At 64.1% G+C, this 13,569-nt stretch carries 13 protein-coding genes; 2 read left to right on the top strand and 11 right to left on the bottom strand.

Features of this window, described 5'->3' with window-relative positions; genetic code table 11:
• Nucleotides 1-7: 7 nt before the first annotated feature.
• Nucleotides 8-3,640, top strand: a complete 3,633-nt coding sequence (locus NGM28_RS12640) for a transporter substrate-binding domain-containing protein (RefSeq protein WP_252090387.1) — start codon at nt 8-10, stop codon at nt 3,638-3,640.
• A gap of 28 nt (nt 3,641-3,668) precedes the next feature.
• Here NGM28_RS12640 and NGM28_RS12635 read toward each other — a convergent pair whose 3' ends face one another.
• The gene (locus NGM28_RS12635; protein ID WP_213657687.1) at nt 3,669-4,013 is read right to left on the bottom strand and encodes a YggL family protein; all 345 of its coding nucleotides are present in this window, start codon (nt 4,011-4,013) and stop codon (nt 3,669-3,671) included.
• 184 nt (nt 4,014-4,197) lie between these two features.
• On the opposite strand from NGM28_RS12635, the gene dacB reads away from it, so the two are divergent.
• Nucleotides 4,198-5,661: a D-alanyl-D-alanine carboxypeptidase/D-alanyl-D-alanine endopeptidase gene (gene dacB, locus NGM28_RS12630; RefSeq protein ID WP_240064245.1), complete on the top strand. Its 1,464-nt coding sequence runs from the start codon at nt 4,198-4,200 to the stop codon at nt 5,659-5,661.
• A gap of 58 nt (nt 5,662-5,719) precedes the next feature.
• On the opposite strand, the gene NGM28_RS12625 is transcribed toward dacB, so the two are convergent.
• From NGM28_RS12625 to NGM28_RS12580, 10 genes are all read right to left on the bottom strand, one after another.
• On the bottom strand, nt 5,720-6,508 hold the full coding sequence (locus NGM28_RS12625; protein ID WP_240064246.1) for a PhzF family phenazine biosynthesis protein: 789 nt from the start codon (nt 6,506-6,508) through the stop codon (nt 5,720-5,722).
• 53 nt (nt 6,509-6,561) lie between these two features.
• Nucleotides 6,562-7,500 carry a 2-hydroxyacid dehydrogenase gene (locus NGM28_RS12620; protein ID WP_240064247.1) on the bottom strand — a complete coding sequence of 313 codons (939 nt, stop codon included), beginning with the start codon at nt 7,498-7,500 and terminating at the stop codon, nt 6,562-6,564.
• Between the two features lie 80 nt (nt 7,501-7,580).
• A complete protein-coding gene (locus tag NGM28_RS12615) occupies nt 7,581-7,991 on the bottom strand; it encodes a hypothetical protein (protein ID WP_240064248.1) in 411 nt (136 codons plus the stop codon).
• 12 nt (nt 7,992-8,003) lie between these two features.
• Nucleotides 8,004-9,191 carry a c-type cytochrome biogenesis protein CcmI gene (gene ccmI, locus NGM28_RS12610; protein ID WP_240064249.1) on the bottom strand — a complete coding sequence of 396 codons (1,188 nt, stop codon included), beginning with the start codon at nt 9,189-9,191 and terminating at the stop codon, nt 8,004-8,006.
• The gene (locus NGM28_RS12605; RefSeq protein ID WP_213657693.1) at nt 9,184-9,660 is read right to left on the bottom strand and encodes a cytochrome c-type biogenesis protein; all 477 of its coding nucleotides are present in this window, start codon (nt 9,658-9,660) and stop codon (nt 9,184-9,186) included. The genes ccmI and NGM28_RS12605 overlap by 8 nt, the downstream gene beginning before the upstream one ends.
• Nucleotides 9,657-10,193 (bottom strand): DsbE family thiol:disulfide interchange protein, encoded by a 537-nt coding sequence (locus NGM28_RS12600; protein WP_252090386.1) that lies wholly within the window; start codon nt 10,191-10,193, stop codon nt 9,657-9,659. The genes NGM28_RS12605 and NGM28_RS12600 overlap by 4 nt, the downstream gene beginning before the upstream one ends.
• Nucleotides 10,190-12,163 (bottom strand): heme lyase CcmF/NrfE family subunit, encoded by a 1,974-nt coding sequence (locus NGM28_RS12595; protein ID WP_252090456.1) that lies wholly within the window; start codon nt 12,161-12,163, stop codon nt 10,190-10,192. Before NGM28_RS12595 ends, NGM28_RS12600 begins: the two co-directional genes overlap by 4 nt.
• Before the next feature lie 11 nt (nt 12,164-12,174).
• A complete protein-coding gene (gene ccmE, locus NGM28_RS12590) occupies nt 12,175-12,630 on the bottom strand; it encodes a cytochrome c maturation protein CcmE (RefSeq protein ID WP_240064252.1) in 456 nt (151 codons plus the stop codon).
• Nucleotides 12,627-12,803 carry a heme exporter protein CcmD gene (ccmD, locus tag NGM28_RS12585; protein ID WP_011534872.1) on the bottom strand — a complete coding sequence of 59 codons (177 nt, stop codon included), beginning with the start codon at nt 12,801-12,803 and terminating at the stop codon, nt 12,627-12,629. Before ccmD ends, ccmE begins: the two co-directional genes overlap by 4 nt.
• Nucleotides 12,800-13,567, bottom strand: coding sequence for a heme ABC transporter permease (locus NGM28_RS12580; RefSeq protein WP_011534873.1), 768 nt, complete (start codon nt 13,565-13,567; stop codon nt 12,800-12,802). Before NGM28_RS12580 ends, ccmD begins: the two co-directional genes overlap by 4 nt.
• Between the last annotated feature and the right edge of the window lie 2 nt (nt 13,568-13,569).

Raw genomic sequence — 13,569 nt, 5'->3', positions numbered from 1 at the left:
GGTCATGATGTGGAGGTACATTGCAACATCCCTGATTTGCCTGAGCCTCGGCACCCCCCTGCAGGGTGCCTGCGTATCCAATGAACCGGGCCAGACATACACTCTGCTCAGCCGCGCTTCACCGACATCGACCCAACCCACGCTCACCCCGGCCCAACGTGATTGGCTCACGACCCGTCAGGAACTGGTCCTGGGAACATCGGCACCGGATTATCCACCGTTCGACATTGCCACCCGTGGCAATGAGTACCAGGGGCTCACCGCAGACTACGCTGGCGTGATTGGCAACGCCCTGGGCCTGCCGGTCCGTGTGCAACGCTTCCCCAGTCGGGCCGCGGCGGTCGCTGCCTTGAAGAATGGCCAGATCGACCTGCTGGGAAGCGCCAATGGCTATGAAGCCTCGACGCAAGGCCTGGCCTTGTCACGGCCCTATGCCATCGACCAGCCGGTGCTGGTAACCCGCGAAGACGAAACACGCGCGCTGGATACAGGCCTGGAAGGCATGCGCCTGAGCATGCTCTACCACTACCTGCCGCCCGAAGAGATCAACGCCACCTACCCCCAAGCCGAGCTCCTGACCTTCGAGTCGTCCACCCAGGCCCTGAACGCGGTAGCCTTCGAGCAAGCCGACGTGTTCATCGGCGACACCGTGTCCACGCACTACCTGATCAGTCGTGGCCACCTGCCACGCCTGCGCATGGCCAATTTTGGCAAGCACGAGGCCGTTGGGTTCAGTTTTGCCTTGCGCGACGACGACAGGATGCTGCTGACGCTGGTCGATGCTGCGCTGGAAGCCCAGTCAAACAGTACACGCTTCGATATTTTCAAACGCTGGAGCGCCAGCAGTGGCAGCCTGTTGACTGATCGCAAACTGCAGTTGTCGCCACGGGAAGATCGCTGGCTGCGCGAGCATCCGGTAATGCGGGTGGTGGTCAATGATACCGCCGCCCCCCTGACCTTTTTCGACAACAATGACCGCCTGCGCGGTATCGTCGCCGACCTGCTCGAACTCATTCGCTTGCGCACCGGCCTGCGCTTCGACATCCAGCGCGCCAGTGGCGATGGTGACATGATCGAGCAACTTGAGTCCGGCCGTGCCGACATCATCGCCACCCATTCCATCGATACACGTCGCGGCAACGCCTTGCAGGTCAGCAGGCCCTATCTGGAAAGTGCCTACGTGCTGGTCGGCCGCAACGGAGCCAATCAACCCAGCACACTGAAGCTGCTCAAGGGCAAGCGCGTAGCCGTCCCTCGTGACAGCAGCGTGGCAGCGCTCCTGACCACCCAACATCCGCTGGTTCGTCAGGTCGCAACGGAGAGCGCCTACTACGCCACGGTATTGCTTGAAAGCGGTGCAGTGGATGCTGCGATCGCCACGCTGATCGATGCCAATCACATGGTGGCGACCAGCAGTGACCTGGTAATCCGCAGCACGGTCGGCACGGAGCCGGCAACCTTCTCGATGGCGACAACCTCCAATGCCGGCGAGCTGGCGTCGATACTCGACAAGGCACTGCTGAGCATATCCCCCGAAGAGCTCGGGGTGATCAACAGCCGTTGGCGGGACCACGGCATGCGCGATGACTCCTACTGGCGCCATTACCGCAAGGTCATCGTGCAGGTGGCAGGTGTCATCGGCATGCTACTGGTACTTGCACTGATCTGGAACGCACGCCTGCGCCGCCAGATCAAGCAACGTCAGCGAGCCGAGCGCGCCCTGAACGACCAACTGGAGTTCATGGGTGCCTTGCTCAACGGCACTCCCCACCCAATGTACGTTCGAGACCACGAAGGGCGTCTGCAGAGCTGCAACGACAGCTACCTGCAAGCGGTGGGCGCCAGCCCCGAGCAGGTCATCGGCAAGCGCCTGGAGGACACTCCATTCTGCGATGCTGATTACACCCGGCAGATCCAGGACGACTACCAACGCGTCATGGCGCAGGGTAAACCCATGATCATGGACCGCCCTTTGTACCTGAAAGGCCAGGAACTGACGATCTATCACTGGATCCTTCCCTACCGCGACTCGCTGGGCGAGATGCAAGGCATCATCGGCGGCTGGATCGACATCAGCGAACGCCGCAACCTGGTCCAGGACCTGCGCCTGGCCAAACAGCAGGCGGATGACGCGAACCGTGCCAAGAGCACCTTCCTCGCCACCATCAGCCATGAGATCCGCACACCGATGAACGCGTTGATCGGCATGCTGGAACTGGCCCTGCGCCGCGCAGAGCAGGGCCAGCTCGATCGACCTGCCTTGGAAATCGCCCACCACTCGGCCCAGGACCTGCTCGGCCTCATCGGCGATATCCTGGATATCGCTCGCATCGAATCCGGCCACCTGAACCTCGCGCCTGAACCCGTCGACCTGGCCATGCTGGTCGAGTCCGTCGGCCGGGTATTCGACGGCCTGGCCCGCCACAAAGGCCTGGCACTGAAGGTGGCCATCACCGACGCGGCGCGTTGTCATGTGATGCTTGATCCACTGCGGTTCAAACAGGTGCTGTCGAACCTGGTCAGCAACGCGATCAAGTTCACCGAGCAGGGGCAGGTACGCATCAGCGTGAAGCTGCGCAACGACAACGAACAAGTGTCCCCCACCCTTGACCTGGAGGTGCGTGACAGTGGAATCGGCATCCATGAGGAAGACATCCAGCGACTGTTCACGCCCTTCGCCCAGGCCAATCCCTACAGTGATGGCGCCCGTGCAGGCACCGGATTGGGGCTGGTCATCAGCCGCAACCTGTGCGCGATGATGGGGGGCGAACTGAGCCTGCAGAGCCTGCAAGGCGTGGGAACGCGCGTACGCCTCACCATGCCCCTGCACTGTGTAGCCCCCGTGGAGCCGCTCCCCCGCATGGCTACGAACATTGAACAGCCGGATGCGCGCCTGAAGACCCTGGTGATCGACGACCATCCCGCCAACTTGCTGCTCATGGCACAACAGTTGAGCTACCTGGGGCTGCGCCAGGAGAGCGCGCGCGATGGTCGCGAAGGGTTGCGCAAGTGGCGTGAAGGCTGTTTCGATGTATTGATCGTCGACTGCAACATGCCAGGCATGAATGGTTATGAACTGGCCCGGACAGTGCGCGCCGAAGAGCACCTGCACGGTCGCCCGCGCTGTACCATGCTCGGCTACACCGCCAACGCCCAACCTGAAGTGCGCCAACAATGCCTGGATGCAGGCATGGATGACTGCCTGCTCAAACCCATCGGCCTGCAACTGCTCGGCCAGCGCCTTGCGAGCATCGCTCGCCACGGCAGGCCGTGCAATGGTTGTGACGAGCCCGGGCATCGCTTCGACCTGGACGGCCTGAGCGCCATCGTCGGCGACAACGCCAACGACCGCGACCGTATACTGAGCACCTTGTACCAGAGCCTGCAGCAAGACCTGATCACACTGATGGCTATCGACCCACGGCAACAGGCGAATGAACTGGCGGCCCAGGCACACAAGATCCTCAGCGCGGCGAGGATGCTGGATGCGAGATCATTGATTCAGGCATGCGAAGCGCTCGAGGAACCTGATTTGTCCCAGGACGAGCTGAAAGTACGCCGTCAGGCATTGGCACGGCATATGCGCCGTGTGGAGAAAGCCCTGGCCAGGCAATTGTGCAGCCTGGCCGAGGCGGAGTAAGCGGCACAGCGACTGTGCCGCCTCCCGATCACGATGCCGGGTTGATCGGTTTTTCCGGGTACCAGGCGTCCAGCAGCGGGCTGACTTCGATGTTGGTCAGTTCGCTGCGGCCTTTGAGCCAGGCTTCGACAGCGGCACGCTGTTCTTCGGTGACCGAGCCACGCTCGGCCTTGCAGACCAGACCGAAATCGTCGCCGCCGACATAGTCCAGACCATTTGCATCCATGGCTTCAGCCAGGAAGGCGTCAAGGAAGGCATCGATGGCTTCATCGGACAGGTCTTCCTTGAAACCCAGGTTCAGTTCGAAACCCAGCTCCTGGAATTCATCCACGCACAGTTTCTTGCGCAGGCGACGGGAACGGTTGGTAGCCATGAAACAATCCTCTCAAGTATTTACGCGCGGCACTTTACCAGTTTCCAGCGCCCAGCGGCGCTTTTCCGTCGAATACAGCCCACCGACGCTAAGCTTGGGGCATAATGCGCACTCTATTCGTCCTGGGGTCATCATTTTCTTACAGCCCCGTTACCCTTTTCCCTCGCGCAGGGTTCATACCTTTATGATCAAGACGCTCCGCCCACTGCTGCTCGCCGGCGTGTTGCTGCCCCTGGCATTCCCCAGCCAGGCCGCCGCCGTCAACACCACCCTCCCGCCCAAGGTGCAACAGGCACTCAAGACCAACAAACTGCAGGACTCGGCGCTGTCGCTGGTGATGCTGCCACTGGATGGCCCCGGCACGGCCACGGTTTTCAACGCCGACGTCTCGGTCAACCCGGCCTCGACCATGAAGTTGATCACCACCTACGCCGCGCTGGAACTACTGGGCCCGACCTACCAGTGGAAGACCGAGTTCTATACCGATGGCACCCTGAGCAACGGCGTGCTCAACGGCAACCTGTACCTCAAGGGCGGCGGCGATCCCAAGCTGAACATGGAGAAACTCTGGCTGCTGATGCGTGACCTGCGTGCCAACGGTGTACGCACGGTGACCGGTGACCTGGTCCTGGACCGCAGTCACTTCGTGCAGCCCAACCTGCCACAGTTCGATGATGACGGCGGCGATATCAACAAGCCGTTTCTGGTCAAGCCTGACTCATTGCTGGTCAACCTCAAAGCCTTGCGCTTCGTGGCCCGTAACGACGGCGGCAAAGTGCTGGTATCGGTCGAGCCACCGATCGCCAGCATTCGCATCGACAATCAGGTCAAGGCAGTGGCCGGCAAGCAATGCTCAGGCGACGTGCGCTACAACCCGGTGCCGCAAGCCGACGGCGTCAGCGTGACCGTCACCGGGCAACTGGCTGACGGTTGCAACTCGCAGACCTATTTGTCGCTGCTGGACCACCCGACCTACGCCGCGGGTGCCGTGCGCGCCATCTGGAACGAACTGGGGGGCACTATTCAGGGCCGCGACCGCTTCGAGGACGTCCCCAAATCCGCCCGTCTGCTGGCCCGTGCTTTCTCGCCAGACCTGGTCGAAGTCATCCGCGACATCAACAAATACAGCAACAACACCATGGCGCAGCAGTTGTTCCTCAGCATCGGCGCGCAGTTCCGCACCGACGCCGACGGCGACGACGCCCGTGCCGCCCAACGCGTGGTGCGCCAGTGGCTGGCCAAGAAAGGCATCACCGCGCCCCACCTGGTGATGGAGAACGGCTCGGGCCTGTCCCGTGCCGAGCGCGTCAGCACCCGCGAAATGGCCGCACTGCTGCAGGCCGCCTGGAAGAGCCCCTACGCTGCCGAGTTCATCAGTTCGATGCCGCTGGTGGGCATGGATGGCACCATGCGTAAACGCCTGAAGCGCACGGCCATGAGCGGCGAAGGGCATATCAAGACCGGCACGCTCAATACCGTGCGGGCAATTGCCGGGTTCAGCCGCGACAGCAACGGCCATACCTGGGCGGTGGCGGCCATCCTCAACGACCCCAAGCCATGGGGCGCCTCGCAGGTGCTTGACCAGGTGCTGCTGGACCTCTATCGACAGCCCAAGGTCGGTAACGGCACCGTGGGCGTCATGCCCTGATGCCCGTCTGCCCCCACGAAGCGCCTTGCACGCTCGTGGGGGCATTTTCGGCCGCGCCTCAGATAAAGACTTGACCGCGCAGGTAGAGCGCGCCGCGCCCACTGATGATCACCCGTCCGTTCCCCGGTACCTCGCACTGCAACTGCCCCTTGCGCGCCCCACCCTGCTCACAGCGCAAGCTGGCCTTGCCCAGGCGCTCCGACCAGTAAGGTGCCAACGACGTATGTGCCGACCCGGTAACCGGGTCCTCGTTGACCCCCACCCGCGGCCCAAACCAACGCGTAACGAAATCAAATCCACGCCCTGGCGCCGTCACCGCGATCCCGCGCACATCGAACGCAGACAACGCGACGAAATCCGGCTTGAGTGGATCGAGCAGCGCCGCATCATCGATCACCAGCACATAGTCGTCTGTCCGATACAACGCACGGGCGCTTCCCAGACCCAAAGCTGACAACAAGCCTTCAGGGATATCAACGGCTACCGGCTGCTTGGCGGGGAAGTCCATGGCCAGCAGGCCATCGGCCCCACGGCTGACCCTGAGCTCACCGCTACGGGTATTGAAACGCAGCACTTCGGCCTGTTCACCCAACTGCTCGAACAACACCCAGGCGGCTGCCAGCGTCGCATGGCCACACAAGTCGACCTCGACGGCCGGGGTGAACCAGCGCAGCTCGAATGCCTCGCCGTTGCGCACGAAGTAGGCGGTCTCGGACAGGTTGTTCTCTTCGGCGATGCGCTGCAGCAGGTCATCCGGCAGCCACTGCTGCAAGGGAATCACCGCTGCTGGGTTGCCGCCGAACGGCTCGGAGGAAAACGCATCGACCTGGAAAATCTCGAGTTGCATGCAACGACTCCTTTCAAGCCCGACATAACGCCGGGTGGGTATCGGAAAACGGCTTATCCACGCACTGGGGTCAGTACCGGTTCGCCCGCGAAGAACGCCTGCAGGTTGCGCAGCACCAGGGCCACGGTATCACGGGCCGCCTCAGGGGACTGACCCGCGACGTGCGGGGTCAGCACGGTGTTGCCCAATGCCTTGAGCGCATCAGGCACGGCGGGTTCATCGTCGAAGACGTCCAGCGCGGCGCCGGCGAGCTGGCCCTGGCGCAAGGCAGCGACCAAGGCCTCGGTGTCCACCACGCTGGCGCGGGCGATATTGACCAGGTAACCCTCGGCGCCCAATGCCTCGAGCACCTGGGCATCGACCAGGTGGCGAGTTCCGTTGCCACCCGGGGTGGCGACCACCAGAACATCCACCGCGTCGGCCAGGTGCCGTGGGCTGTCGTACCAGGTGTAGGGCACATCCGCACGCGGGGTACGGCTGTGGTAGCTGACATGCATGTCGAAACCAAGGGCAGCGCGCCGGGCAATCGCCTGGCCCACCGCGCCAAGGCCGATGATCCCCATGCGCTTGCCGCTGACCGAGGGGCTGATCACCCGATGCCACTCACCACGGCGGGTGCTGGCATCGGCGCGGGGAATATCGCGCAGCAGCGCCAGCAACAGGGCCATGGCATGGTCGGCAACAGGACCGGCGTTGGCACCTGCGCCATTGGTGACGGTGATGCCCCGGGCCGCAGCGGCGACCAGGTCGACTTGCTCGTAACCGGCGCCGATCACACAGATGATCCTGAGGTTCACCAACGTGTCGATCTCGTCGGCGGTCAGGCCCAGTGGGCCGCGGGTGAGCACGGCATCTATCTGGTGGGCGTGACGGGCGATAGCGTCGGCACGCATCCGAGGTGAAGGGGCGCGGATCAGTCGGTAGCCGGCTCGCTCCAGCAAAGGCAGATAATCGTCAACGGTTTCCACCAGGACCAGGACTGTCTTGCTCATGCCACCTCCCGTTCAATGCGAAGGGACATTATGCGCAGGCAGTGGCGAGATGGGCTACCCGCGCAGGGTTCGAGCGAAACCTATTGGGCGAACGCGCGCCCCAGGCCACCCGGCACACCACTGCTGTCGGTCTCCTGCCAGGGTCCATTGGGGCTCAGCGACCAGCTCCAACCGTTGTTCCAGCGGTAGTAGGTGCGCTGGCGGTAGAAGGTGTTGGGTTGTTTCTCCAGCACGTAGACGCCCATCTTCGGGTCCCAATGGCTGGCGCCACCGGGTGGTGGCGCAAAACTGGCCGAGGTGCGCGGCATGGGTTTGGGCGTCGCAGCAGGCTGGCTTGGCTTGCTGCCCGGCAATGGCTTGGCCGCTGGCCCTTTGTGCTCGGGCACGGACTCGATCGGCGGCAGCGATTGCCGCTCGCCTGGCTGATGCACCGTGCACGCGGAAAGACCCAGGGCCAGGGTGATCAGGGTCAGGCGGACGGTGCTGTTCATGAGGCTGCTCTCTTATGAGTCGGGGCTGTCGATTACCAGGTGCTGGGGTACTCGCGTAGTGGTGGCCAGGGGCGCCCCCTGGGCTTTCCATTCACCACGGGTGGGAACACCGGCGCGCGAGACCCGGGCAACCAGTTGGACTTCAGCAAAGTCCGACAGTTTCATTTGCGGCATCATCGCATCGGCATCCGACAGCTCCACCTCGATGGGCAACTGCGCCACGGTGACACGCTTGGCGGCCAAGGGCATGGGTGGCCCATTGCTGGCACGGGCGAAGATGAACACCGTGTCATCCGGGCGCACCTTGTCCTTGAGCGCCGCAGCCAGTTCGACCCGCACCTTCAGACGCGCCGCCTCGGCCACCTTGCCACCGGAGGCCTTCAGTTTGTCCGCAGCGCGGTCGATACCGCCCTGCAGCGCGGCGCGCGAGGCGTCACCTTCCGGCAGTTGCGCGAGCAGGCGTTGCCAGAAATCGATGGCCTCCTGATAGCGCTCGCCCTCGAAGGCGGCGATACCTCGCAGGCCAAGGCTGGTGACCTCCCGTGGGTCAGCCTTCAGTGCTTCGTCGGTCAGTGCCAGCAGCTGTGCGCTCCATTGCTTGTCGGCAGCGAAGTACAACGCCTGGGCCCATTGCCCGAGCAGCTCGGGCTGACGCCCGGCCAGGGCCACGGCACGCTCGAAGGCCTTGGCGGCATCCGCCGGGCGCTGATCGGCCATGTACGCCCGACCGAGGAAGTACAACCCTTCGGCGGAGTCCGGCTGGGCCTTCACGGCACGCTCCAGACGCGCCGTCATTTCCTGCATCGATTGCGGCGCGCTGGCGAATTCCTGGGTCAATTCGACCTTGTCGGCGGCGCCGAAGTGCAGGTACAGCCCCAGCGCCATGGCAGGTACCAGCACCGATGCCAGCAGCGGAACCGCCTTGCCCAGATGGCCTTGAACGGACGCGTCGTTGCGCTCGGTGTCGGCCAGCAGTTCGCGGGCTGCCTCGTCACGGCCCCTGGCCAGCTGCCCGGCATCGAGCACACCCGCCTGCTGCTGGGCTGCCAGTTCGGCGACCCGCTCTTCATAGAGCGCCACATTGAGCGCGGTACGGTCCTGTTCGGCCTGCTGGCGGCGACGGCCGCGCAGGATGGGAATCAACAGGAATGCCAGGGCGGCGAGCAGCAACAGGCCCGCGCTGAGCCAGAATTCAGTCATGGTTGGTTTCTTTTTCCAGCAGTTTGGCGAGACGCTCGCGTTCAGCGGCGGACAGTTCCGGTGTGCCGGCCACGGCCTGGTTGCGACGGCGGCGGACGATCACCGCCAACACCACGAAACCACCGGCCAGCAGGATGCCCGGGCCGAACCACAGCAGCCAGGTACGCCCGCTGAGCGCCGGCTTGTAGCGCACGAAGTCGCCATAGCGGTCGACCATGAAGTCGACGATCTGCGGATTGCTCTTGCCCTCGCCGAGCATACGGAAGATCTCGCGGCGCAGGTCGGCGGCGATCGGCGCGTTGGAGTCGGCGATGTCCTGGTTCTGGCACTTGGGGCAGCGCAGCTCCTTGGTCAGTTGCTGGTATCGCTCACGCTCGGCTTCGTCGCGAAACTGATAGGTGTCGATGGCCGCCTTGGCCACGCCGGCCAGGCTCATGCCCAGCACGGCGGCTGCGAGCCAGCGCTTCATGGCCGGGCCTCGTCAACCAGGCCCTGGTACAGCGGTGCCAGCTGTTCGCGCCAGATCGTGGCGTCGACCACGCCCACGTGCTTGTAGCGGATGATGCCTTTCGCGTCGACCAGGAAGGTTTCCGGCGCGCCGTACACACCCAGGTCCAGGCCCAACGAGCCTTGCGGGTCGGCGATATTCAACTGGTATGGGTTGTGGAACTCGGCCAGCCATTTCAGCGCGGCGGCGTTGTCGTCCTTGTAGTTGACGCCGTGGATCACCACGCCCTGCTCGGCCAGCTGGTTGAGGTACGGGTGCTCGACCTTGCACGAGGGGCACCAGGTACCCCACACATTGACCAGCGCCGGGCGGCCGATCAGGTCGGCTTGGGTGAGCGTGCGGTCACCTTGCACGGTACCCAGGGAGAAGGCCGGGAACGGCTTGCCGATCATCGCCGAGGGCAACTCGTCGGGCTTGAGGAACAACCCCTTGTAGAGAAAGACCGCCACCAGCAGGAACACCGCCAGTGGCACTACCATGATCCAACGCTTCATGCAGTCGCTCCAGACACACCCAGTACATCACGCACCCGGGCTTTGACCTTGACGCGGTAGCGCCGGTCGAGGGCCGCCAGGAAACCGCCCAGCGCGGTCAACAGACCACCCAGCCAGATCCAGCGGACATAGGGTTTGATATGCACCCGCACCGCCCAGGCGCCGTTTTCCAGCGGCTCGCCCAGGGCGACATACAAGTCGCGGGTGAAGCCGGCGTCGATACCGGCCTCGGTCATCATCGATTGCTGCACGGTGTACAGGCGTTTCTCCGGGTGCAGCACGGTCACTTCGCGGCCGTCGCGCGAGACACGAACGGTGCCCTTGTCGGAGATGAAGTTCGGCCCCTCGAAGTGCTTCGCACCTTCGAACAGGAAGTGGTAGCCGCCCAGCTCGACGGCCTCGCCTGGCGCCATGCGCAGGTCGCGCTCGGCGCTGTTGTTGCTCGACAACACCACCCCCAGGGCGCACACCGCCAGGCCCAGGTGCGCCAGGTGCATGCCCCAATAGCTGCGATTGAGGGCGGCCAGGCCTTTGACCAGGCCCTTGTGGCGGGTCTTGTCGAGGATGTCGCGCACACCGCTGAACACCACCCAGGCGGACAGGGCGAACACGCTCAGGATCGGCCAGTCGAAGTCATCGACGATCAACCCGGCAACCGGCGCCAGCACCGCGCTGCCGACCAGCACCGGGGTCATCATGCTCGCCAGCCATTTGCCGGGCGTGTCCTTCCAGCGCACCACCACGCCTACGCCGAGCACCAGCATCAGCAACGCCATCAACGGCAGGAACAATGCGTTGAAGTACGGCGGGCCAACCGACAGCTTGGCGCCAGTCAGGGCATCGAGCACCAGCGGATACAGGGTGCCGAGCAGGATCGTCGACGCCGCCACCACCAGCACCAGGTTGTTGGCCAGCAGCAGGGTTTCACGGGACCACAGGGCGAAGCCGACCTGGCTCTTGACCACCGGCGCGCGCAGGGCGAACAGCGTCAGCGAGCCACCGACCACGAACAGCAGGAAGAACAGGATGAAGATGCCCCGCGATGGATCGGCGGCAAAGGCGTGCACCGAGGTCAGCACCCCGGAGCGGACCAGGAAGGTGCCCAGCAGGCTCAGGGAGAACGCGGCAATGGCCAGCAGCACGGTCCAGCTCTTGAACACACCGCGTTTCTCGGTGACCGCCAGCGAGTGGATCAACGCAGTGCCCACCAGCCAGGGCATGAACGAGGCGTTTTCCACCGGGTCCCAGAACCACCAGCCACCCCAGCCCAGCTCGTAGTAAGCCCACCACGAACCCAGGGTGATGCCCACACCGAGAAATGCCCAGGCTACGATGGTCCACGGCCGCGACCAGCGCGCCCAGGCCGCGTCCAGGCGCCCGCCGAGCAACGCCGCGATGGCGAAGGCAAAGGCTACGGAAAAGCCCACGTAGCCCATGTACAGCATCGGTGGGTGGACGATCAGGCCGAAGTCCTGCAACAACGGGTTGAGGTCGCGACCGTCGCCCGGCACCTGCGGCAGCAGGCGCTGGAACGGGTTGGAGGTGATGATCAGGAACGACAGGAAGCCCACGCTGATCATGCCCATCACTGCCAGCACCCGGGCCAGCATCACCTGCGGCAACTGGCGCGAGAACACCGAGACGGCGAAGGTCCAGCCACCGAGGATCAGTGCCCACAGCAGCAACGAGCCTTCGTGGGCGCCCCACACCGCACTGAACTTGTAGTACCAGGGCAAGGCGCTGTTGGAGTTGCTGGCCACATAGGATACCGAGAAGTTGTCGGTCATGAACGCATGCGTGAGGCAGGCGAAAGCGAAGGCGAGGAACGCGAACTGCCCCCAGGCCGCCGGACGCGCCAGGCCCATCCACAACGAATCACCGCGCCAGGCACCGAGCAACGGTACCGTGGCCTGCACGGCGGCAAAACAGATGGCCAGGATCATCGACAGCTGGCCCAGTTCAGGGATCACCAGGGCCGCATTCATGGCTTGGCCCCCGCGTCGCTGGCAGCCTGGCCGCTTTCCTTGAGCGCCTTGGTGACTTCGGGCGGCATGTATTTCTCATCGTGCTTGGCCAGCACTTCATCCGCTACCACCACGCCGTCGGCATTGAGCTTGCCGAGGGCGACGATGCCCTGCCCTTCGCGGAACAGGTCGGGGAGAATGCCACGGTAGGTGATCGGCACCGACTTGGTGTAGTCGGTGACCACGAAGCGCACGTCCAGCGAATCGGCCGAACGCTGCACCGAGCCTTTCTCGACCATGCCGCCGGCGCGGATGCGGGTATCCAGAGGCGCTTCGCCATTGGCGATCTGTGTCGGGGTGTAGAACAGGTTGATGTTCTGCTGCAGGGCGCTCAGGGCGAAGCCCACGGCCACGCCGACACCGACCAGCAGGCCGAGGATGAGGAACAGGCGTTTCTTGCGCTGCGGATTCAAGGTTTGCTCTCCCGGCGCAGACGGCGCGCCTCTTCTTGCAGGTAGCGACGGCGAGCCAGCAGTGGCGCGGCGACATTGAGCGCCAGCACCGCCAGGCAGATGCCGTAGGCCGACCACACGTACAGGCCATGGTGGCCCATGGCGAGGAAATCACTGAAGGAGGCGAAGCTCATCGTGCTGTCTCCCGACCCAGGCTGTTCATCACTTCATCCCTGACCCAACTGGCACGCGCCTCGCGCTTGAGCACTTCGAGGCGCATGCGCAGCAGCAGCACGGCGCCGAAGAAGCAGTAGAAACCCAGCGCCGTGAGCAGCAGCGGCAGCCACATCTCCACCGGCATGGCGGGTTTTTCGGTGAGGGTGAAGGTGGCGCCCTGGTGCAGGGTGTTCCACCACTCCACCGAATACTTGATGATCGGGATATTCACCACCCCGACGATGGCCAGCACTGCGCAGGCCTTGGCCGCGCTGTCACGGTTGCTGATGGCCTGGCCCAGGGCGATGATGCCGAAGTACAGGAACAGCAGGATGAGCATGGAAGTCAGGCGTGCATCCCAGACCCACCAGCTGCCCCAGGTGGGCTTGCCCCAGATCGCGCCGGTGACCAGCGCCACCGCGGTCATCCAGGCACCAATCGGTGCCGCGCACTGCAAGGCGACATCGGCCAGTTTCATCTTCCACACCAGGCCCACCACCCCGGCCACCGCCAGCAGCACATAGCAGGACTGCGCCAGCATCGCCGCCGGGACGTGGATATAGATGATGCGGAAACTGTCGCCCTGCTGGTAGTCCTGGGGGGCGAAGGCCAGGCCCCAGGTGATGCCGACCAGCAGCAACAGGATGGCGGCCACGGTCAGCCACGGCAGCATGCGGCCGCTGATGGCATAGAACCATTTGGGGGAGCCCAGCTTGTGGAACCACGTCCAACTCATTTTCATCA

Origin of the sequence: Pseudomonas sp. MWU13-3659 (assembly GCF_023757525.1) — a bacterium.
Taxonomy (GTDB): domain Bacteria; phylum Pseudomonadota; class Gammaproteobacteria; order Pseudomonadales; family Pseudomonadaceae; genus Aquipseudomonas; species Aquipseudomonas entomophila_E.
Note: the sequence above shows the minus strand (reverse complement) of the source record. Positions and strands in the feature narration are given on the sequence as shown.

Bases quoted from the DNA above. Each gene is read 5' to 3' on its own strand.
- NGM28_RS12600 (WP_252090386.1), bottom strand. From the start codon at position 10,193: ATGAAGCGTTGGATCATGGTAGTGCCACTGGCGGTGTTCCTGCTGGTG.
- dacB (WP_240064245.1), top strand. From the start codon at position 4,198: ATGATCAAGACGCTCCGCCCACTGCTGCTCGCCGGCGTGTTGCTGCCC.
- NGM28_RS12635 (WP_213657687.1), bottom strand. From the start codon at position 4,013: ATGGCTACCAACCGTTCCCGTCGCCTGCGCAAGAAACTGTGCGTGGAT.
- ccmD (WP_011534872.1), bottom strand. From the start codon at position 12,803: ATGAGCTTCGCCTCCTTCAGTGATTTCCTCGCCATGGGCCACCATGGC.
- NGM28_RS12640 (WP_252090387.1), top strand. From the start codon at position 8: ATGTGGAGGTACATTGCAACATCCCTGATTTGCCTGAGCCTCGGCACC.
- NGM28_RS12580 (WP_011534873.1), bottom strand. From the start codon at position 13,567: ATGAAAATGAGTTGGACGTGGTTCCACAAGCTGGGCTCCCCCAAATGG.
- NGM28_RS12620 (WP_240064247.1), bottom strand. From the start codon at position 7,500: ATGAGCAAGACAGTCCTGGTCCTGGTGGAAACCGTTGACGATTATCTG.
- NGM28_RS12615 (WP_240064248.1), bottom strand. From the start codon at position 7,991: ATGAACAGCACCGTCCGCCTGACCCTGATCACCCTGGCCCTGGGTCTT.
- NGM28_RS12625 (WP_240064246.1), bottom strand. From the start codon at position 6,508: ATGCAACTCGAGATTTTCCAGGTCGATGCGTTTTCCTCCGAGCCGTTC.
- ccmI (WP_240064249.1), bottom strand. From the start codon at position 9,191: ATGACTGAATTCTGGCTCAGCGCGGGCCTGTTGCTGCTCGCCGCCCTG.
- NGM28_RS12605 (WP_213657693.1), bottom strand. From the start codon at position 9,660: ATGAAGCGCTGGCTCGCAGCCGCCGTGCTGGGCATGAGCCTGGCCGGC.